The organism is Streptomyces sp. TRD_SC_5 (assembly GCF_056836825.1).
Genome location: NZ_JBWZZS010000001.1, coordinates 2,487,773 through 2,508,919, shown reverse-complemented (window position 1 = coordinate 2,508,919; position 21,147 = coordinate 2,487,773). Strand labels below are relative to the sequence as shown.

General features: G+C 70.2%; 17 protein-coding genes and 1 pseudogene. 11 read left to right on the top strand and 7 right to left on the bottom strand.

What is annotated here, in order from left to right:
• Positions 1-5: 5 nt before the first annotated feature.
• Positions 6-180: pseudogene (locus AC1P0E_RS11500) on the bottom strand (N-acetyltransferase); the annotation flags it as partial.
• Between the two features lie 34 nt (positions 181-214).
• On the opposite strand from AC1P0E_RS11500, the gene AC1P0E_RS11495 reads away from it, so the two are divergent.
• Positions 215-1,054, top strand: coding sequence for a substrate-binding domain-containing protein (locus tag AC1P0E_RS11495; RefSeq protein ID WP_482742077.1), 840 nt, complete (start codon positions 215-217; stop codon positions 1,052-1,054).
• A 214-nt stretch (positions 1,055-1,268) separates the two neighbouring features.
• On the opposite strand, the gene AC1P0E_RS11490 is transcribed toward AC1P0E_RS11495, so the two are convergent.
• Positions 1,269-2,354 (bottom strand): LacI family DNA-binding transcriptional regulator, encoded by a 1,086-nt coding sequence (locus tag AC1P0E_RS11490; protein WP_482742076.1) that lies wholly within the window; start codon positions 2,352-2,354, stop codon positions 1,269-1,271.
• Between the two features lie 95 nt (positions 2,355-2,449).
• Here AC1P0E_RS11490 and AC1P0E_RS11485 point away from each other — a divergent pair, with 95 nt between their 5' ends.
• The 5 genes from AC1P0E_RS11485 (at position 2,450) to AC1P0E_RS11465 (ending at position 9,610) form a co-directional block, all read left to right on the top strand.
• Positions 2,450-3,607, top strand: coding sequence for a Gfo/Idh/MocA family protein (locus tag AC1P0E_RS11485; RefSeq protein ID WP_482742075.1), 1,158 nt, complete (start codon positions 2,450-2,452; stop codon positions 3,605-3,607).
• On the top strand, positions 3,604-4,764 hold the full coding sequence (locus AC1P0E_RS11480) for a dihydrodipicolinate synthase family protein (RefSeq protein WP_482742074.1): 1,161 nt from the start codon (positions 3,604-3,606) through the stop codon (positions 4,762-4,764). The genes AC1P0E_RS11485 and AC1P0E_RS11480 overlap by 4 nt, the downstream gene beginning before the upstream one ends.
• The gene (locus tag AC1P0E_RS11475; RefSeq protein ID WP_482742073.1) at positions 4,761-5,591 is read left to right on the top strand and encodes a sugar phosphate isomerase/epimerase family protein; all 831 of its coding nucleotides are present in this window, start codon (positions 4,761-4,763) and stop codon (positions 5,589-5,591) included. Before AC1P0E_RS11480 ends, AC1P0E_RS11475 begins: the two co-directional genes overlap by 4 nt.
• Positions 5,592-5,850: 259 nt before the next feature.
• On the top strand, positions 5,851-8,124 hold the full coding sequence (recD2, locus tag AC1P0E_RS11470; RefSeq protein ID WP_482742072.1) for an SF1B family DNA helicase RecD2: 2,274 nt from the start codon (positions 5,851-5,853) through the stop codon (positions 8,122-8,124).
• Positions 8,125-8,320: 196 nt separating this feature from the next.
• Positions 8,321-9,610 (top strand): citrate synthase, encoded by a 1,290-nt coding sequence (locus tag AC1P0E_RS11465; protein ID WP_482742071.1) that lies wholly within the window; start codon positions 8,321-8,323, stop codon positions 9,608-9,610.
• 332 nt (positions 9,611-9,942) lie between these two features.
• Here the strand turns inward: AC1P0E_RS11465 and AC1P0E_RS11460 are convergent, their stop codons facing one another.
• The 5 genes from AC1P0E_RS11460 to AC1P0E_RS11440 form a co-directional block, all read right to left on the bottom strand.
• Positions 9,943-12,261, bottom strand: coding sequence for a heavy metal translocating P-type ATPase (locus AC1P0E_RS11460; protein ID WP_482742070.1), 2,319 nt, complete (start codon positions 12,259-12,261; stop codon positions 9,943-9,945).
• A gap of 94 nt (positions 12,262-12,355) precedes the next feature.
• The gene (locus AC1P0E_RS11455) at positions 12,356-12,670 is read right to left on the bottom strand and encodes a heavy-metal-associated domain-containing protein (RefSeq protein WP_482742069.1); all 315 of its coding nucleotides are present in this window, start codon (positions 12,668-12,670) and stop codon (positions 12,356-12,358) included.
• Between the two features lie 244 nt (positions 12,671-12,914).
• Positions 12,915-13,133, bottom strand: coding sequence for a hypothetical protein (locus AC1P0E_RS11450; RefSeq protein WP_482742068.1), 219 nt, complete (start codon positions 13,131-13,133; stop codon positions 12,915-12,917).
• Positions 13,134-13,444: 311 nt separating this feature from the next.
• Positions 13,445-13,642 carry a helix-turn-helix transcriptional regulator gene (locus AC1P0E_RS11445; RefSeq protein WP_355259687.1) on the bottom strand — a complete coding sequence of 66 codons (198 nt, stop codon included), beginning with the start codon at positions 13,640-13,642 and terminating at the stop codon, positions 13,445-13,447.
• A 234-nt stretch (positions 13,643-13,876) separates the two neighbouring features.
• On the bottom strand, positions 13,877-14,788 hold the full coding sequence (locus AC1P0E_RS11440) for a sugar phosphate isomerase/epimerase family protein (protein WP_482742067.1): 912 nt from the start codon (positions 14,786-14,788) through the stop codon (positions 13,877-13,879).
• A gap of 139 nt (positions 14,789-14,927) precedes the next feature.
• Here AC1P0E_RS11440 and iolC point away from each other — a divergent pair, with 139 nt between their 5' ends.
• The 5 genes from iolC to AC1P0E_RS11415 are packed head-to-tail and all read left to right on the top strand — an operon-like array spanning position 14,928 to position 21,138.
• A complete protein-coding gene (gene iolC / locus AC1P0E_RS11435; protein WP_482742066.1) occupies positions 14,928-15,929 on the top strand; it encodes a 5-dehydro-2-deoxygluconokinase in 1,002 nt (333 codons plus the stop codon).
• A 14-nt stretch (positions 15,930-15,943) separates the two neighbouring features.
• On the top strand, positions 15,944-16,810 hold the full coding sequence (locus AC1P0E_RS11430; protein WP_482745724.1) for a Cgl0159 family (beta/alpha)8-fold protein: 867 nt from the start codon (positions 15,944-15,946) through the stop codon (positions 16,808-16,810).
• Positions 16,811-16,848: 38 nt separating this feature from the next.
• Positions 16,849-17,730 carry a 5-deoxy-glucuronate isomerase gene (iolB, locus tag AC1P0E_RS11425; RefSeq protein ID WP_482742065.1) on the top strand — a complete coding sequence of 294 codons (882 nt, stop codon included), beginning with the start codon at positions 16,849-16,851 and terminating at the stop codon, positions 17,728-17,730.
• Complete coding sequence (gene iolD / locus AC1P0E_RS11420; protein WP_482742064.1) at positions 17,727-19,607, top strand: 3D-(3,5/4)-trihydroxycyclohexane-1,2-dione acylhydrolase (decyclizing); 1,881 nt, start codon at positions 17,727-17,729, stop codon at positions 19,605-19,607. Before iolB ends, iolD begins: the two co-directional genes overlap by 4 nt.
• 31 nt (positions 19,608-19,638) lie before the next feature.
• Positions 19,639-21,138, top strand: coding sequence for a CoA-acylating methylmalonate-semialdehyde dehydrogenase (locus AC1P0E_RS11415; protein ID WP_482742063.1), 1,500 nt, complete (start codon positions 19,639-19,641; stop codon positions 21,136-21,138).
• The last annotated feature ends 9 nt before the right edge of the window (positions 21,139-21,147 follow it).

Below are 21,147 nucleotides of genomic sequence, written 5' to 3'. Positions count from 1 at the left end.
TTCCTAAGCGGAAGCCGCCAGTCCTGGCCGACCAGGTCCGCTCCGTAGGAGCGATGCGGCTTCTCGGCACGAGCGTGAACCCGGCGCGCCGATAATTCCGCGCGCCGGCGCATCATTCGTCCACAGCACGACTTCCCGATAGCCCGCCTCATAAGCGAAATCGATCACCGGACGGACCAGCGTACGGAAGCTCCCGCCGGGGCAGGACTCGCCCATGACAGCAGCAGAAGCGATATGGCAGTTCAGCGACGACCGCGGGCAGGTGGCGTCGGCCCCCGACTGGCCGACCAGGATCGTCGCCTACATCCAGGCCGGAGCCACCCTCTGGGACCACGGCTTACTTCCGCTGGGCATCTTCGGCTCGCACCACGACGGTGACGCCCCGGACCCCGCCAAGTCCGGTCGGCTCCCCCTGAGCGAAGTCACCTACTTCGGCGCGGGTGCCTCCCTCGACCCCGGCCGTCTGCTCTCCTCCGGAGCGGACCTCGTCGTGGCTGTCAGCTACAACAACGGCCAGGTGTACGGAATCGAGCCGGACGCCGCCAAGCACCTGGAGGAGCAGATACCTGTCGTCGTCCTGGACATCGGTCAGGACCGTCCGCTCGACACGATCCGCGGCCGCTTCGCCGCGCTGGCGGCCTCGCTCGGCGGCGCGGAACCCCCGGTCGCCCTGGACGCCGCGCGCGAGCGACTCCGTACCGCCGCGACGCCCGACGCGCCCCGGGTCCTGGCCCTCTCCCCGGCAGGCGACGACCGGGTCCACCTGGCCCGCCCCCACTCCTGGCCGGACCTGCGCGCCCTGGCCGCCCTGGGAGTACGCCTGGTCGAGCCGCCCGCCGGGGGCGGAGCGAACTGGTCCACCGTCACCTGGCCCGAAGTCACGCCGCTCGCCCCGCAGATCATCCTGGCGGACACCCGCGCCAACGCGACCCCCGTCGACCCGACCCGCACGCCCAACGCCCACGTCCTCCCCTGGAACCCGGAACTCCCGGCCAGCAGCACAGCCCACGCCCGCCTCTTCACGCAGCTGACGGAGGTACTGACGGGCCACTGACCGGGGGATTGGCAGGACCTACCGGCGCGCGGGGGACCGGAACGACCCACCGGCGCGAGGGGGCGGGTCGCGCAGGGGGCGGTGTTCGGGACGTAAAGCGTGATTTGTGGGCAGGACGAGGGCCTCGTACAAGAAACGCTGCTCCGCGCCTAAATCATGCAGTCCCGAAGGCCGCCCCCGGAGCGGCCCGCCCCCGCCCGCACCGCCACCACGCTCACCCCCGCCGCGCCGCAGCCGTAGACCCCCGCACAACCAGCTCCGCCGGCACCGAAGCGATACCCCCCGGCGGCGCCGCCTCGCGCCCCACAGCGAGCCGCCCCGCCCGCGCCCCCGCCTCGTACAGCGGCAGCCGTACGGTCGTCAGCGCCGGCATCGCGTCCGCCGAGAACGGCAGGTCGTCGAAGCCCGCCACCGACACGTCGTCCGGAATGCTCCGCCCCCGCTCCCGCAACGCCGCACACGCCCCCAGCGCCACCGTGTCGTTCGCCGCGACCACCGCCGTCAGCTCCGGCTCCCGCCGCAGAAGCTCCAGCGTCGCGTCGTACCCCGACCGCCGGTCGTACGGACCGTGCACCGTCAGCGGGCCCACCGTGCCACCGAGCCCGGCCGCCTCCATCGCCTCCTGATGCCCCTCCAGCCGGTGCCGGGTAGTCGTACGCTCCACCGGCCCGGCGACGTACCCGATCGTCCGGTGCCCCAGCCCCAGCAGATGCTCGGTGAGCCGCCGAGCCCCGCCCCGGTTGTCGAAGGCCAGCGCGGCCACCACCGCCTCCTCGCCCCCCGGCAAAGCCAACGGCAGCAGCGGCCGCCCGCACAGCACCACCCGCGCACCCCCGTCCGCCAGCTTCGCGAGCTTCGCCGCGACCGCCGCCGAGTGCCCGGGGTCCTCGATCGCGCCCCCGGTCAGAATCACCGCGGCCGCCCGCTGCCGCTGCAGCAACGTCAGATACGTGAGCTCCCGCTCGGGCGAGCCCCCCGTATTGCAGACGATCGCGAGCTTCTCACCACCGGCCCGCCCCGCGCCCGCCCCCTCCGCCGCACCGATCTGCGACTGAGCCGCCCCCGCCATGATCCCGAAGAACGGATCGGCGATGTCGTTCACCAGAATGCCCACAAGATCCGACGTCGCCGCGGCAAGCGCACTCGCCGGCCCGTTCAGCACGTAATCAAGAGCGTCGACCGCCCGCAACACCCGCTCCCGCGTGGCAGCGGCGACCGGGTAGTTGCCGTTGAGCACACGGGAGACGGTGGCCGGCGACACCTGGGCGCGGGCCGCCACGTCCGCCAAGGTCACTGTCATCTGGTCGTCCTCCGGGTCTTGTACGAGCAACTGTCCGCAGGCTAGCTTCATAGCGCATAGAAAGCGCTTGCTATGGCCGTACGGAGGGAACTTTCGTGACACGCAAGACAGTGCGCATCGCCATGAACGGCGTCACGGGCCGGATGGGCCACCGCCAGCACCTCGTCCGCTCGATCCTCGCCATTCGCGAACAGGGCGGCCTCGACCTCGGCCTCGGCGACGGCACGGTCCTGTGGCCGGAGCCCGTCCTGGTGGGCCGCCGCGAACACGCGCTCAAGGAGATCGCGGACCGCCACCACCTCACCCACTGGTCCACGGACCTCGACGCCGTCCTCGCCGACGAGACGATCGACATCTACTTCGACGCGCAGGTCACCTCCGCCCGCGAGGACGCCATCCGCAAGGCCATCACCGCCGGCAAGCACATCTATACGGAGAAGCCCTCGGCCACCGGCCTCGACGCCGCCCTCGGCCTGGCCCGCCTCGCGCGCGACGCCGGCATCAAGCACGGCGTCGTACAGGACAAGATCTTCCTCCCGGGCCTGCTCAAGCTGAAGCGCCTGATCGACGGCGGCTTCTTCGGCGAGATCCTCTCCGTCCGCGGGGAGTTCGGTTACTGGGTCTTCGAAGGCGACTGGCAGGACGCCCAGCGCCCCTCCTGGAACTACCGCGCGGAGGACGGCGGCGGCATCGTCGTCGACATGTTCCCGCACTGGGAGTACGTACTGCACGAGCTGTTCGGCCGCGTCACGACCGTCCAGGCGCACGTCACGACGCACATCCCGCAGCGGTGGGACGAGCAGGGCAAGCCGTACGCCGCCACCGCCGACGACGCGGCGTACGGCATCTTCCAGCTGGAGGGCGGCGCGGTGGCCCAGATCAACTCCTCCTGGACGGTCCGCGTCAACCGCGACGAACTCGTCGAGTTCCAGGTGGACGGAACGCACGGCTCGGCGGTCGCCGGCCTGCGCAACTGCCGCGTGCAGCACCGCAGTACGACCCCCAAGCCGGTCTGGAACCCGGACCTTCCGGTCACGCACTCCTTCCGCGACCAGTGGCAGGAAGTCCCCGACAACGAGACGTACGACAACGGCTTCAAGGCCCAATGGGAACTGTTCCTGCGCCACGTCGCGCTGGACGAGCCGTACACCTGGGACCTCCTCGCCGGGGCGCGCGGCGTACAGCTCGCGGAGCTGGGCCTCAAGTCATCGGCGGAGGGCCGCCGTCACGACGTACCGGAGCTGTCACTGTGACGATCAACCTCCCGCACGGCGCGAACGGACTCCGCACCTACGAACCCCGCACAGAACCCCTCGCGCTCGCACCCCACGGCGCCCCCCTCACCTCGCGCACGGTCTACTCGGCGGCGCACGTCGTGGCCGACCCGTACGCCGACGTGTCACCCGACGCTCCCGCCGCCGTCGACTGGGACGCCACGCTCGCCTTCCGCCGCCACCTGTGGTCGCACGGCCTGGGCGTGGCGGAGGCGATGGACACGGCGCAGCGCGGCATGGGCCTCGACTGGGCAGGGGCCCGCGAACTGATCCTGCGCTCGGCCACCGAGGCGAAGGCGGTCGGCGGCGAGATCGCGTGCGGCGCAGGCACAGACCAACTCCCGCCGGGCGAAGCGACGTTGACGGCCGTCACCACCGCGTACGAGGAACAGCTCGCCCTCGTCGAGTCGACAGGCGCCCGCGCCATCCTCATGGCATCCCGCGCACTGGCGGAGGCCGCACGCGGCCCCGAGGACTACCTGGCGACGTACGGCCACCTCCTGCGCCAGGCGAGCGAGCCGGTGATCCTGCACTGGCTGGGGCCGATGTTCGACCCGGCGCTCGACGGCTACTGGGGCAGTACGGACCTGGACGAGGCCACGGAAACCTTCCTGGAGGTGATCGCGGCCCACCCGGACAAGGTCGACGGCATCAAGGTCTCCCTCCTCGACGCCCAGCGCGAGATCGACCTGCGCCGCCGCCTGCCGAACGGCGTGCGCTGCTACACGGGCGACGACTTCAACTACCCGGAACTGATCGCGGGCGACGACCACGGCTTCAGCCACGCCCTGCTCGGCATCTTCGACCCGCTGGGACCGCTGGCGGCGGAAGCGGTCCGTACCCTCGACACGGGCGACGCGAAGACCTTCCGCGCACTCCTCGGCCCCACGGTCGAGCTGTCCCGCCATCTCTTCGAACCGCCCACCCGCTTCTACAAGACGGGCGTTGTCCTCCTCGCCTGGCTCGCGGGCCACCAGTCGCACTTCACGATGGTCGGCGGCCTGCACTCCGCGCGCTCGCTGCCGCACCTTTCCCGGGCGTACGAACTGGCCGACGGCCTGGGCCTGTTCCCGGACCCACTCCTTGCCGAAGCCCGTATGAAGACCTTCCTCACCCTCCACGGAGTGGACCAGTGAACGATCTGTCCAGGCTGTCTCTCAACCAGGAGACGATCAAACAGTGGTCGCTCCCCGCCCTGGCCGAGGGCTGCGCGACGGCGGGCGTCCCCGGCGTGGGACTGTGGCGCGCACCGGTCCAGGAGTACGGCGTCGAGCGCGCCGCACGCCTGATGAGGGACGCGGGGCTGACCATCACCAGCCTGTGCCGGGGCGGCTTCCTCACCGGCGTCGGCGCCGCCGACCGCACCGCCGCCCTGGCCGACAACCGCCGAGCCATCGACGAGGCCGCCACCCTGGGCACCACCACCCTGGTCCTGGTCTCGGGCGGCCTTCCGCCCGGCAGCCGCGACCTGCACGGGGCGCGCGAGCGCATCGCGGACGCACTGGCCGAGCTGGCGCCGTACGCGGCAGAACGGAACGTACGCCTGGCCATCGAACCGCTGCACCCGATGTTCGCCTCGGACCGCTGCGTGGTGTCGACCCTGGACCAGGCCCTCGACCTGGCGGAACGCTTCCCTTCCGGCCAACTGGGCGTGGTCGTCGACACGTACCACCTGTGGTGGGACGACCGCATCGCCGACGCCATCGCCCGCGCGGGCGACCGCATCGCCGCCTTCCAACTGGCCGACTGGATCACGCCGCTGCCCGCCGGCGTACTGCTGGGCCGGGGCCAGCTGGGCGACGGCGCGGTCGACTTCCGCCGCTTCCGCGAACTGGTCGACGCGACGGGCTACACGGGCCCGATCGAGGTGGAGATCTTCAACGAGGCCCTCTGGTCCCGGGACGGCACGGAAGTACTGGCAGAGGTGGCAGACCGGTATGTCACCCACGTGCTCCGTTCATGACCGAAACGCGGCGCAAACGCTGCGGCTGTGATCATCCGCGGGCATCTTGTGTCCTCGTCAAATAAATCCATTTCTCCGTGCAACCGTTTCACCACCCCGCGGGTCCTACTTGGCATCAGGGCTTCTGGGAGGGGATCCGGGGGGATTTCAGGGAGGCCTGTACGGAGGGGGATCTGAGGGGCCCGGTCGACGGACCGGGCCTCCTTGGTTTTGTCCACAGGCGTGCCGCGCTGTCGGACCCTGGCGGTAGCGTCGGGTCATGCCCAGTCCCAGTCCCACAGGTGTTCCAGCAGCGGCCCCGGCGGTGGTCGAAGGCGTCCTGGAGCGGATCACCTACGCCAACGAGGAGAACGGCTACACGGTCGCCCGCGTCGACACCGGGCGCGGCGGCGATCTCCTCACCGTCGTGGGGTCCCTGCTCGGCGCGCAGCCCGGCGAGTCGCTGCGGATGGAGGGGCGCTGGGGCTCGCACCCCCAGTTCGGCAGGCAGTTCACCGTGGACAACTACACCACCGTGCTGCCCGCCACGATCCAGGGCATCCGCCGCTACCTCGGCTCCGGCCTGATCAAGGGCATCGGGCCGGTCATGGCGGACCGGATCACCACGCACTTCGGCGTCGACACCCTGGACGTGATCGAGACCGCGCCGAAGCGACTGATCGAGGTGCCGGGTCTCGGCCCCAAGCGGACGAAGATGATCGCGGCGGCCTGGGAGGAGCAGAAGGCCATCAAGGAGGTCATGATCTTCCTCCAGGGGGTCGGAGTCTCGACGTCCATCGCAGTGCGCATCTACAAGAAGTACGGTGACGCCTCGATCTCCGTCGTGAAGAACGAGCCCTACCGCCTGGCCGCCGACGTCTGGGGCATCGGCTTCCTCACCGCCGACAAGATCGCCCAGTCCGTCGGCATCCCGCACGACAGCCCGGAGCGCGTGAAGGCCGGCCTCCAGTACGCGCTGTCGCAGTCCACCGACCAGGGCCACTGCTACCTGCCTGAGGAGCGGCTGATCAGCGACGCCGTGAAGCTGCTTCAGGTGGACACCGGCCTGGTCATCGACTGTCTGGCCGAACTGGCGGCGGACGAGGGCGTCGTACGGGAAAAGGTGCCGCCCCAGGAGGGTGGCGAAGGCGATCTTGTCACCGCCGTCTATCTCGTCCCCTTCCACCGGGCCGAGGTGTCCCTGGCCGCGCAGACCCAGCGGCTCCTGCGCGCCCCGGAGGACCGGATGCCCGGCTTCCGGGACGTGGCCTGGGACAAGGCGCTGGCGTGGCTCGCCGGGCGTACCGGCGCCGAGCTGGCGCCCGAGCAGCAGGCGGCGGTCAAGCTGGCGCTGACCGAGAAGGTCGCCGTACTGACCGGCGGGCCCGGCTGCGGCAAGTCCTTCACGGTCCGCTCCATCGTGGAGCTGGCCCGCGCCAAGAAGGCCAAGGTGGTGCTCGCAGCCCCCACCGGCCGCGCGGCCAAGCGCCTGGCCGAGCTCACCGGCGCCGAGGCGTCCACCGTGCACCGGCTCCTGGAGCTGAAGCCGGGAGGTGACGCGGCGTACGACAAGGACCGGCCGCTCGATGCCGACCTGGTCGTCGTCGACGAGGCGTCCATGCTCGACCTGCTGCTCGCCAACAAGCTGGTGAAGGCGGTGGCGCCGGGCGCGCACCTGCTCCTCGTGGGGGATGTGGACCAGCTGCCGTCGGTGGGCGCGGGGGAGGTGCTGCGCGACCTCCTTGCCGACGGGGGCCCGGTCCCCTCCGTCCGCCTCACCCGGATCTTCCGCCAGGCCCAGCAGTCGGGTGTGGTGACGAACGCGCACCGCATCAACTCCGGTGTCCAGCCCATCACTCAGGGCCTCTCCGACTTCTTCCTCTTCGTCGAGGACGAAACCGAGGACGCCGGACGGGTCACGGTCGACGTGGCCGCCCGCCGCATCCCCGCCAAGTTCGGCCTCAACCCGAGGCGCGACATCCAGGTGCTGGCCCCGATGCACCGCGGCCCGGCCGGCGCGGGCGCGCTCAACGGGCTGCTCCAGCAGGCGATCACGCCCGCCAGGCCGGACCTGCCGGAGAAGAGATTCGGCGGCAGGGTGTTCCGCGTCGGAGACAAGGTGACCCAGATTCGCAACAATTACGAGAAGGGTCAGAACGGTGTCTTCAACGGCACCGTGGGCGTGGTCACCTCGCTCAGCCTGGACGACCAGCGCCTGACGGTGCTGACCGACGAGGACGAGGAGGTTCCGTACGACTTCGACGAGCTGGACGAGCTGGCGCACGCGTACGCCGTGACGATCCACCGCTCGCAGGGCAGCGAGTATCCGGCGGTGGTGATTCCGGTCACCACCGGGGCGTGGATGATGCTCCAGCGCAATCTGCTCTACACGGCGGTCACCAGGGCCAAGAAGCTGGTCGTGCTCGTCGGCTCCCGCAAGGCGATCGGTCAGGCCGTTCGTACGGTTTCCGCAGGTCGGCGCTGTACGGCGCTCGATCACCGGCTCGCGGGGCGGATGGTGAGGAGTCATTCCCCAGCGCAAACCGCCCCATAGGGGGACTGTTTACGGCAAACGTCTCCCTCGACTTCCAGAACCGGGGGTAAGGGGGCAGGATGAGCAGGTTGGCGGCACTGAGTGCCGCGAATGGGCCTAATGGCCGACCCCGAGTGCACTCTGCTGAGCCAAATGGGGGATGGTAGAGACAGTCAGGGCACCTCGAAGAAGAGGCACTACGTCGGTGAGGGATGACGTGAGCGACAACTCTGTAGTACTGCGGTACGGCGATGACGAGTACACCTACCCGGTGATCGACAGCACCGTCGGCGACAAGGGCTTCGACATCGGGAAGCTCCGGGCCCAGACCGGTCTGGTGACTCTCGACAGCGGATACGGCAACACGGCCGCCTATAAATCCGCGATCACCTACCTCGACGGCGAGCAGGGCATTCTGCGCTACCGCGGATACCCCATCGAGCAGCTGGCCGAGAGCTCCACCTTCGTCGAGGTGGCGTACCTGCTGATCAACGGTGAGCTCCCCAAGGTCGACGAGCTGGCGGCCTTCAGGAACGAGATCACCCAGCACACGCTGCTGCACGAGGACGTGAAGCGGTTCTTCGACGGCTTCCCGCGTGACGCGCACCCGATGGCCATGCTGTCGTCCGTGGTCAGCGCGCTGTCGACGTTCTACCAGGACAGCCACAACCCGTTCGACGAGAAGCAGCGTCACCTTTCGACGATCCGCCTCCTCGCCAAGCTTCCGACCATCGCGGCGTACGCGTACAAGAAGTCGATCGGCCACCCCTTCGTCTACCCGAGCAACGACCTCGGGTACGTCGAGAACTTCCTGCGCATGACCTTCTCGGTCCCCGCGCAGGAGTACGTGCCGGACCCGGTCGTGGTCGCGGCGCTCGAGAAGCTGCTGATCCTGCACGCGGACCACGAGCAGAACTGCTCGACCTCCACCGTGCGTCTGGTCGGCTCCTCGCAGGCGAACATGTTCGCCTCGATCTCCGCCGGTATCAGCGCCCTGTGGGGCCCGCTGCACGGTGGCGCCAACCAGTCGGTGCTCGAGATGCTGGAAGGCATCCAGGCCGACGGCGGCGACGTCGACAACTTCATCCGCAAGGTGAAGAACAAGGAAGACGGCGTGAAGCTCATGGGCTTCGGGCACCGCGTCTACAAGAACTTCGACCCCCGGGCGAAGATCATCAAGGCCGCGGCGCACGACGTTCTCTCCGCCCTGGGCAAGGACGACGAGCTGCTCGACATCGCGCTCAAGCTCGAAGAACACGCGCTGGCCGACGACTACTTCGTGGAGCGCAAGCTCTACCCGAACGTCGACTTCTACACCGGCCTGATCTACCGAGCCATGGGCTTCCCGACCGAGATGTTCACGGTGCTCTTCGCGCTGGGCCGTCTCCCGGGCTGGATCGCCCAGTGGCACGAGATGATCAAGGAGCCGGGTTCCCGCATCGGCCGCCCGCGCCAGATCTACACGGGCGAGGTCCTGCGCGACTTCGTGCCGGTCGAGGGCCGCTGACGTAACCTCTCGCCCCACCGCGTCACCCGCTGAAAAGCGGAAAGCGCCCCGCCGCCGATCCCCCCACGGGTCGACGATGCGGGGCGCTTCCCTTTCCCCGGAGCGGATTCCCCCCACGGGATCCGGCCGGGCGTCTGTCGGGTGCGGAAGCTCCACACGCGGTCTGCCGGGACGCGTACGTACGGGAGGGCCGCTCAAAGCTCCCCGGTGCACGTGTCCCGGCCAACGCTTGCCCGGAATGTCCCCCAAGACATATCCGCGAACGTCCCCCAAGACGTTCTTGGCATCGCCCACTTAGACTCGCGAGCCGGCCAAATGGTTACCCTCAAATCTCAGTGACGTGCGTCACTTTGTGTGCGTCCTGTGAAGGTACGCAGCCGGAGGCTGTTTGTCACTACGAACACCGAGGAAAACGCCATCGCGAACCCGGCGATCATGGGGTTGAGCAGCCCGGCGGCCGCCAGTGGCAAGGCAGCGACGTTGTAGCCGAAGGCCCAGAAAAGGTTGCCCTTGATCGTGTCCAGCGTCCTGCGGGACAGCCGGATCGCATCCGCCGCCACCCTCAGATCTCCACGTACCAGCGTCAGATCGCCCGCCTCGATCGCGGCGTCCGTTCCCGTACCCATCGCGAGGCCGAGATCCGCCGTGGCGAGGGCCGCCGCATCGTTCACGCCGTCACCGACCATCGCCACGGTGCGGCCCTCGGCCTGCAGCCGCTTCACGACATCGACCTTGTCCTGCGGCAGGACCTCGGCGTACACATCACCGGAATCGATCCCGACAGCACGCGCCACCGACTCGGCGACCGCCCGGTTGTCGCCGGTCAGCAGGACCGGGGTGAGGCCCAGCTCGCGCAGCCGCGTCACCGCCTCCGCGCTGGTCTCCTTCACCGCGTCCGCGACGGACAGGACGCCGCGCGCCGACCCGTCCCAGGCCACCGCCATCGCGGTACGCCCCTGAGCCTCCGCCGCGTCCTTGGCTTCGGCCAGCTCGGGCGGCAGCTTCACGCCCGCTTCGGCGAGCAGAGCCGCACGCCCGACGAGCACCTCGTGCCCCTCGACCAGGCCGCGTACGCCGAGCCCCGCGACGTTCTCGAACTTCTCCACGGCGGGAAGGGGCCCGGTCCGCTCGGCCGCGCCTGCCGCCACGGCCCGCGCGACCGGGTGCTCGGAGGCGTGCTCCAGCGCGCCGGCCAGGCGCAGCAGCAGGGCCTCGTCGATGCCGGGCGCCGCGACGACGTCCTGGAGCTCCATCCGCCCCGTCGTGACCGTCCCGGTCTTGTCGAGTACGACGGTGTCCACGCGCCGGGTCGACTCCAGCACCTCGGGCCCCTTGATCAGGATGCCGAGCTGGGCGCCGCGCCCCGTGCCGACCATGAGCGCGGTGGGCGTGGCCAGGCCGAGCGCACACGGGCAGGCAATGATCAGCACCGCCACGGCGGCGGTGAAGGAGGCGGTCGCATCGTCCGTGAGGAGCAGCCAGGTGACGAGCGTGCCGAGTGCGATGAGCAGTACGACAGGCACGAAGACGGCGGAGACGCGGTCGGCCAGGCGCTGGACCTGCGCCTTGCCGTTCTGGGCGTCCTCGACCAGCCGGGCCATTCGGGCGAGCTGGGTGTCGGCGCCGATCCTGGTCGCCTCGACGACGATCCGGCCCGAGGTGTTCACGGTGGCGCCGGTGACCGTGTCCCCGGTGGCCACGTCCACGGGCACGGATTCGCCGGTCAGCATGGACGCGTCGACGGCCGAGGCGCCCTCGGTGACCGTGCCGTCGGTGGCGATCTTCTCGCCGGGGCGTACGACGAAGTGGTCCCCCACGGCGAGGCCGTCGAGGGGGACGCGTACCTCCGCACCGCCTCGCAGCACCGTCACGTCCTTCGAGCCGAGCTCCATCAGCGCGCGCAGCGCCGATCCGGCCTTCCGCTTGGCCTTCGCCTCCAGGTAGCGGCCGAGGAGGATGAAGGTGACGACTCCGGCGGCGACTTCGAGGTAGATCGTCGAAGCGCCGTCGGTGCGCTGCGACGCGGTGAGCTCGAAGCCGTGGCGCATGCCGGGCATGCCGGCGTGCCCGAAGAACAGGGCCCACAGCGACCAGCCGAACGCGGCGAGCGTGCCGACCGAGACGAGGGTGTCCATGGTGGCGGCGCCGTGCCGGAGGTTGGTCCAGGTGGCGCGGTGGAACGGCAGCCCGCCCCAGACGACGACCGGCGCGGCGAGGGTCAGCGACAGCCACTGCCAGTTGTCGAACTGGAGCGAGGGAATCATCGCGAGCACGACGACCGGGACGGAGAGGGTGAGCGAGACCAGGAGGCGCTGCCGCAGCGAGGCGGGCCGGTGGTCGTCCTCGTGGCGCTCGGCCGGGGTCTCGTGCGCCGGGGAGACGGCGGGCGGCGGGGGCTCCTCGGCGGTGTAGCCGGTTTTCTCGACGGTGGCGATGAGGTCCGCGACGCCCACCCCGTCGACGTGACTGACCTTGGCTTTCGCCGTCGCGTAGTTGACGGTGGCGTAGACGCCGTCCATCCGGTTGAGCTTCTTCTCGATGCGGGCGGCGCAGGAGGCGCAGGTCATGCCGCCGATGGAGAGCTCGACCTGGGACGTGTCCACGGTCGGCGTCGGCGCCGGTGTCGGCGCCTCTTGCGCTGTGCTGGTCATGTTCTTGCTCCAGAAAACGGACCGGGCCGTACGGGAGCCAGTATGAACTGGTCCGGTACGGCCCGGTCGAACAAGGTCGTTCCGGCGGTCCGGGTCAGAGCCGGCCCACGAGCTCGTAGCCGGCCTCGTCGATTGCGGCGCGTACGGCCTCCACGTCCAGCGGTGCGTCGGAGACGACCGTCACCTGGCCGGTGGAGGCGACCGCCTTCACCGAGGTGACACCGGGGATCTCCGAGACCTCGCCGGAGATGGCGCCCTCGCAGTGGCCGCAGGTCATCCCGCTCACCTGGTAGACCGTGGTCACAGCGCCCACCTGGACCTCGGCCGAGGTGTCGTGGCAGGAGCCGGACGGCGAGCAGCAGGAGCCGGTCGCGGCGGCTTCGGTCTTCGTCTCGGTCTCGGCGGTCATGTCGGTTCTCCCTCTCGAAGGCTTACGCAGTCGTGGTGCCCCAGGAGGCCACGGGGATGCCGTGACTTCCTGACGCAGTCCAGACTATACCCCTAGGGGGTATGAATCCACTACCTCTCCACGGTGTGTCCGGGTGGAACCCGCCACAAACGCCTGAACCCCGGAGCTGAAAGCTCCGGGGTTCAGGCGGACCTACTGGTATTCACCTGTACCGGTGGGTCGAGTAATGCTCCCTGCGTGGCTGTCAGAGGCAGTTGGTCTGCACCGAGACGAGGCCGGTGACGTGCGAAAGGGGAAGGCTGTCCGCGACGGACTGGGCGGCCCCGGCGACGTCGCCGACGCTGACGGAGGCGGCGTGGCCCGAGACGTCGGCGCCGGCGCTGGCCATGCCGCCGGAGATGTTGTCCAGCGCGCTGTCGGAAAGCTCGCTGGTCTCGACCTCGGGGGTGAAGTTCTCGCGCATTACTCGCCCTTTCTGTAAATGCAATGGGGTTGCCGAAGCGGATGCAATCACGCCCGAAGGGCGCCCGGCAACTTACTCCCGGGTCTCCTTCTGGTGCACACTTCGGCACCACAAAATCCACCTGACGTGCAGTTTTGCCCACATGAAATAGCCCCGTAAATGGCCGCCGCGGCATATCAGCAATGAGATGACATGAGATATCTCCATCTTGGGTGCATCAATGCACAGGCGAAGCGAAAAGGGCATTTAGCGGCGGGTGGGCCGGTTGCGGTGCCGGCCTCGAAGCGCTGGAGGCCGACACCGCCCGGCTCTCATTCCTTACGGCCTCTGTTGCCCGGACGGCGTGACACCCAGGTACGAATCGTGTCCGCGTACCAGTAGGGCTTGCCGCTCTCCACGTGGTCGGGTGCGGGAAGCAGCCCGTGCTTGCGGTACGAACGCACGGTGTCCGGCTGGACCCGGATGTGCGCGGCGATCTCCTTGTACGACCAGAGTCTGCGGTCAGTCATCTGTGGCACCTCCCTGCGTGCGCCTCAGCGGCGGCCGGGGGGCCGTCGGGGGGGCTGGGGCGCGAACGCTGGCGATCACTCAGCCTGTGCCCGGTGAACGACGCAGAGTGACGATCGGAGAGGGTCTGTCGTACGCCTGTGACGGAAGCCCCGCGTAACGGAGACATGTGTGACAGGAGTTCAATGATTGTGGCGCGTGTGATGCATGTTCCAGGACGTGTTGTGGGCCGCCTACTACGCGCCGCAGGAGCGCAGGAAGCGGCGCGTGCGCCGCGCGATGGGCAGGGGCTTGTCCGGCGGGCACGGGTACATGTCCTGCTCGACGATCGCGAACAGGTCGACGTCCAGCCGCCCCGCCGCCGCCAGTACGGGCTCCAGCGCCGGCACCCCGGCGGGCGGCTCGCACATCACGCCCCGCCCGACGGCGGGCCCGAACGGCACCTCGTTCGCGACGACTTCGGCGAGGATCTCCGGGTCCACCTGCTTCAGGTGGAGGTAACCGATCCGCTCTCCGTACGTCTCGATGAGCTTGACGCTGTCCCCGCCGCAGTACGCGTAGTGGCCGGTGTCCAGGCACAGCGACACCAGGGCGGAGTCGGTCGCGTCCAGGAAGCGGGTGACGTTCTCCTCGCTGTCGATGTGGGTGTCCGCGTGCGGGTGGACGACGATCTTCAGCCCGTACCGCTCACGCACCTCGCGCCCGAGCCGCTCGGTCTGCCGGGCGAGCGTCCGCCACTGACCGGGCGTCAGCGTGCGCTCCTCCAGCACCTCGCCGGTCCTGTCGTCCCGCCAGAACGACGGGATGACGACCAGGTGCTCCGCGCCCATGGCCCTGGTCAGCTCGGCGACGCCCGCGACGTGTTGCCAGGTGGCGTCCCAGACCTCCGGCCCGCGGTGCAGCCCGGTGAAGACCGTGCCGGCCGAAACGGACAGGCCCCGGCGGCGCGTCTCGTCGGTGAGGCGGGCGGGATCGGTCGGAAGGTAGCCGTACGGGCCGAGCTCGATCCAGGGGTAGCCGGCCTCGGCGACCTCGTCGAGGAAGCGTTCCCAGGGCACTTGGAGCGGGTCTTCGGGGAACCAGACTCCCCAGGAGTCGGGTGCGGAACCGACCCGGATACGGGTCGGCGCGGGTGCGGGAGAGGTCATGGGCGCCAGCCTTCCGGCCGCCCTGGAAAGGTGTCAAGGGTTCGTCCGAATGTAAGGACAAAGTGTTGACATGGCGCGGAGGTGCCCACTAGACCTGGGTGCAGTCGCCGGACACAGTCGCCGGACCGGAGGGACGCGCATGCTGGCCAACTCGTACGAGCCGTACGACCTGATCACGATGGGCCGGATCGGGGTGGATCTGTATCCGCTGCAAGCCGGGGTCGCGCTGGCGCAGGTCGACACGTTCGGCAAGTTCCTCGGCGGCTCGGCCGCGAACGTGGCGGTCGCGGCGGCCCGGCTGGGCCGGCGCACGGCCGTCATCACCCGCACCGGGACCGACCCCTTCGGCGACTATCTCCATCAGCAACTGCGGGAGTTCGGCGTCGACGACCGCTGGGTGACGGGGGTCGCGGACCTGCCGACCCCGGTGACGTTCTGCGAGATCTTCCCGCCGGACGACTTCCCGCTCTACTTCTACCGGCAGCCGAAGGCGCCGGACCTGGAACTGCGGGCCGAGGAGCTGGACCTGGACGAGATCCGTTCGGCGCGGATCTTCTGGATGACGGGCACCGGCCTGTGCGAGGAGCCGAGCCGCTCGGCGACGCTCGCGGCGCTGGAGGCGCGAAGCGCGGGTGGTGTGACGGTCTTCGACCTCGACTGGCGACCGATGTTCTGGAACAACACAGCCCGGAGTGATCCCCGCGAGGCCCGCTCGTACTACGCCGAAGCCCTTCGCCACGCCACCGTCGCCGTCGGCAACCTCGACGAGTGCGAAGTCGCCACCGGGGAGCGCGAGCCGCACACCGCCGCCCGCGCCCTCCTCGCCGCCGGCGTCGAACTCGCCGTCGTCAAACAGGGACCCAAGGGTGTGCTGGCGATGCACCGCGACGGTACGACGGCCGAATGCCCGCCCGTACCGGTCGAGGTACTCAACGGACTCGGCGCGGGCGACGCCTTCGGCGGGGCGCTCTGCCACGGCCTGCTGGCGGGCCGGGACCTGGAGCACGTCATGCGGTACGCCAACGCCGCCGGCGCCATCGTCGCCTCCCGCCTCGCCTGCTCGTCCGCCATGCCCCACCCGGCGGAGGTCGAACACGTCCTCGCGGGCGGCCGGGTCCCCGCGCAGGAGCCGACGTCGTGACCACCGGCCTGCGCATCTCCGATCTCGTACGGGTACGGACCCACCACCCCGAAGCGATCGCCGAGGCCGCCGCCCGCCGCCCCCGCAGACCCCTGATGGGAGCGAGCGGGCGGCTCATGATCATCGCTGCCGACCATCCCGCCCGAGGCGCCCTCGGCGTCGGCGAACACGAACTCGCCATGGCCGCCCGGCCCGACCTGCTGGAGCGGCTCTGCCTCGCCCTCTCCCGCCCCGGTGTCGACGGCGTGCTGGCCGCCGCCGACATCCTCGACGACCTGCTCCTCCTCGGCGCCCTCGACCACAAGGTCGTCATCGGCTCCATGAACCGCGGCGGCCTCGCCGGCGCCGCGTTCGAACTCGACGACCGCTTCACGGGCCCCCGCGCCCAGGACCTGGAGCGCCGGGGCTTCGACGCGGGCAAGCTGCTCCTGCGCATCGACTACGACGACGCCGGATCACTGGACACCCTCCACGCCACCGCCCGCACCATCGACGCCATGGCCGAACGCCGGCTGCCGGTCTTCGTCGAACCGTTCATCTCCCGCCGGGTGGACGGGAAAGTCCACAACGACCTGAGCGCCGGGGCCGTCACCCGCTCCATCGCCATCGCCTCCGGCCTCGCCGGGACCTCGGCGTACACCTGGCTGAAGGTCCCCGTGACGGACAGCCCCGACGACATGGCACGGGTCATGGAGACCTCGACGCTGCCCGCCGTGCTGCTGGGGGGCGAGGTCGGCGCCGACCAGGACGGTGCGTACGAGAAATGGCGCAAGGCGCTCCGGCTGCCGACGGTCCAGGGGCTGGTCGTCGGCCGGTCGCTGCTCTATCCGGCCGACGGGGACGTGGCACGGGCGGTCGACACGGCCGTGGGGCTGCTGTAACGAGCAAGGCCGAAGGGTGACGGGTAGGGATGGCAGGTATGAGGGACAACGACACGCACGTACTCCGGGCGGGAGCCGCCGCGCAGGGGCCGTACGCCCTGGACATCGACCCCAAACGGGCCGGCTGGAGCTATTCGGGCCTGCGCGTGCTGGAGCTGCCGCCCGGCGGCTCGCACACGCTCGCGGCCGGGGACAGCGAGTGGATCGTGCTGCCACTGAGTGGTGGCTGTACGGTGCACGTGGAAGGCGGGAGCTTCGAACTGCGGGGCAGGCCAAGCGTGTTCGGCTCGGTCACGGACTTCGCGTACGTACCCCGCGATGCCCACGCCCAGATCGCCTCCGGTGCGGGAGGCCGCTTCGCCCTGGCAGGAGCGAGGTGCGAGCGACGACTCCCCGCCCGCTACGGCCCCGCGCCGGAGGTACCCGTCGAACTGCGCGGCACCGGCAACTGCTCGCGCCAGGTCAACAACTTCGCGGCGGCGGGCAGCTTCGAGTGCGACCGGCTCATCGCGGTCGAAGTCCTGACCCCCGGCGGCAACTGGTCGTCGTACCCGCCCCACAAACACGACGAGCACCACCCGGGCGTCGAGTCCGAGCTCGAAGAGATCTACTACTTCGAGACCGAGGGGGACCATGGTCTCGGGTATCACCGGGTCTCGCCGTCCCGCCCCGGAGGTACGGACGTCCTCGCCGAAGTCCGCACCGGCGACGCCGTTCTCATCCCCGACGGCTGGCACGGCCCGTCCATCGCCGCGCCCGGCCACACCCTCTACTACCTCAATGTGATGGCGGGCCCGGGGGAGGAGCGGGAGTGGCTGATCCGCGACCATCCCGACCACGGCTGGGTCCGCGACACCTGGCCTTCCCAGCCCGTCGACCCCCGACTGCCGTTGTACGGACCCGAGGAGCAGGCGCAGTGATCACCCGCCGACTGACCACCGCCCAGGCGCTGGTCGCCTTCCTCGCCCGCCAGTACACCGAGCGTGGCGGCGGTACCCGCCACCGTCTGATCGCCGGCACCTGGGGCATCTTCGGCCACGGCAATGTCGCCGGCATCGGCCAGGCGCTCCTCGAACCCGGCTCGGACGACATGCCGTACTACCAGGGCCGCAACGAGCAGGCCATGGTGCACGCCGCCGTCGGCTACGCCCGCCAGTCCAACCGCCTCTCCGCGCACGCGGTCACCACCTCCATCGGCCCCGGCGCCACCAACCTCGTCACCGGCGCCGCCCTGGCGACCATCAACCACCTCCCGGTCCTCCTCCTCCCCGGCGACACCTTCGCGACCCGGCCCGCCGACCCCGTCCTCCAGCAGCTCGAAGTCCCGTACGCCGGTGACGTGTCCGTCAACGACTGCCTGCGTCCGGTGTCCCGGTACTTCGACCGGGTCGCCCGCCCCGAGGCCCTGATCCCGGCGGCGCTCGCCGCCATGCGGGTCCTCGCCGACCCGGCGCAGACCGGCGCGGTAACGCTCGCGCTGCCGCAGGACGTGCAGGCCGAGGCGTACGACTGGCCGGAGGAGTTCTTCGCCGAGCGCGTCTGGCAGGTACGGGCGCCCGAGCCGGACTCGCATGAACTCGCCGCGGCGGTGGAGGCCTTCCGCGCCGCCCGCCGCCCCCTGCTGGTCGCGGGCGGCGGCGTCCACCACAGCGGCGCCGAACCGGCCCTGGAGAACTTCGCCGAGGCGACCGGGACGCCCGTCGCCTCCACCCAGGCGGGCAAGGGCTCGCTCCCGTACGACCACCCGGCGGACGTCGGTGGCATCGGCCACACGGGCACCGCCACTGCCGACGAGCTGGCCCGTACCGCCGACCTGGTCATCGGCGTAGGCACCCGCTACTCCGACTTCACCACCGCTTCCGCCACCCTCTTCCAGAACCCGGACGTCCGCTTCGTCAACCTCAACATCACCGGCTTCGACGCCCACAAGATGGGCGCCCAGCAGGTGGTCGGCGACGCGCGCGCAGCGCTCCAGTCCTTCCAGCACGCTCTCGCCGGCCACCGCGTCCCCGACGCCTACGTCACCGAGTACCGCGAGGCCAAGGCGCGCTGGGAGTACCGCGTCACCGAGGCGTACGCCGTGCCCGACGGGGAGGACCGGCCGACCCAGGTCCAGGTCCTCGGCGTACTCGACAGTCTCGTCACCCACGACGACATCCTCATCAACGCGGCCGGCTCCCTCCCCGGCGACCTGCACAAACTGTGGCGGACCCGCGCCCGCGACCAGTACCACGTCGAATACGGCTACTCCTGCATGGGCTACGAGATCCCCGCCGCCATCGGCGTGCAGCTCGCCGCCCCCGGCCGGCCGGTGTGGGCGCTGGTCGGCGACGGTACGTACCTGATGAATCCCACCGAAATCGTCACCGCCGTGCAGGAGCGCCTCCCCATCAAGGTCGTCGTCCTCCAGAACCACGGTTACGCCTCCATCGGCAGCCTCTCCGAGTCCGTGGGCGCCGAGCGCTTCGGTACGGCGTACCGCTTCCGGGCGCCCGACGGCACGTACACCGGCGCGCCGCTCCCGGTCGATCTGGCGGCCAACGCCGCGTCCCTCGGGATGCACGTCATCCGCGCCAAGACCGTGCATGACCTGCGGGAAGCCCTTGCGGAGGCGCGCCGGTCCGACCGCCCCACATGTGTCTACGTCGAGACGCGAACGCCCGACACTGTGTCGGGCGCGCCCGCCGCCCAGGCGTGGTGGGATGTTCCCGTGGCCGAGACCGCGACCCGCCCGTCGACGGTCAAGGCCCGGGAGGAGTACGACCGTCAAGCCGCTGCGCGACGCCGCCATCTCTGACCGACCCCACTGCAATACAAGGAGTTCTGGGATGAAGACCGTCAACCACTTCATCGGCGGCAAGACCGTCGAGGGCGCGTCGGGCAACTGGGGCCCGGTCACCGACCCGGCCACCGGTGAAGTGACCACGCAGGTCGCGCTCGCCTCGGTCGAGGAGGTCGACGCCGCCGTCGCCTCGGCGAAGGCCGCGTACGCGACGTGGGGCACCTCCTCCCTCGCGGCGCGCACCACGATCCTCTTCCGCTACCGCGCGCTGCTGGACGCCCACCGCGACGAGATCGCGGCGCTGATCACCGCCGAGCACGGCAAGGTCCACTCGGACGCGCTGGGCGAGGTCGCGCGCGGTCTGGAGATCGTCGAGCTGGCGTGCGGCATCACGACGCAGCTCAAGGGCGAGCTGTCCACGCAGGTGTCGAACCGTGTGGACGTCTCCTCGATCCGCCAGTCGATCGGTGTGGTGGCCGGCATCACGCCGTTCAACTTCCCGGCCATGGTGCCGATGTGGATGTTCCCGCTGGCCATCGCGTGCGGCAACACGTTCGTACTGAAGCCGAGCGAGAAGGACCCGTCCCCCTCGGTCAGGCTGGCGGAGCTGGCGTCGGAGGCCGGGCTGCCCGACGGCGTACTGAACGTCCTGCACGGCGACAAGGTCGCGGTCGACGGCCTCCTCAACCACCCGGACGTGGCGGCGGTCTCCTTCGTCGGCTCGACCCCGATCGCCCGCTACATCCACCAGACCGCCACCGCCAACGGCAAGCGCGTCCAGGCACTCGGCGGCGCGAAGAACCACATGCTGGTGCTGCCGGACGCCGACCTGGACTCGGCCGCCGACGCGGCGGTCTCGGCGGCGTACGGCTCGGCGGGTGAGCGCTGCATGGCGATCTCCGCGGTGGTGGCGGTGGGCGCGATCGGCGACGAGCTGGTCGACAAGATCCGCGAGCGTGCCGAGAAGATCAAGATCGGCCCCGGCAACGACCCGGCGTCCGAGATGGGCCCGCTGATCACCGCCGCCCACCGCGACAAGGTCGCCTCGTACGTCACGGGCGCGGCCGCGCAGGGAGCGAAGGTCGTCCTGGACGGCACGGGCCACACGGTCGAAGGCTTCGAGAAGGGCCACTGGATCGGCCTGTCGCTCCTCGACGAGGTCTCCACCGACTCCGACGCCTACCGCGACGAGATCTTCGGCCCGGTCCTCTGCGTCCTGCGTGTCGACACGTACGACGAGGGCGTGGCCCTCATGAACGCGTCGCCCTTCGGCAACGGCACCGCGATCTTCACCCGCGACGGCGGCGCGGCGCGGCGCTTCCAGCTGGAGATCGAGGCCGGCATGGTCGGCGTCAACGTGCCGATTCCGGTGCCGGTCGGCTACCACTCCTTCGGTGGCTGGAAGGACTCGCTCTTCGGCGACCACCACATCTACGGCAACGACGGCATCCACTTCTACACCCGCGGCAAGGTCACCACGACCCGCTGGCCGGACCCGGCGGACGCCCCGGCAGGCGTCGACCTGGGCTTCCCCCGCAACCACTGATCCACCGGA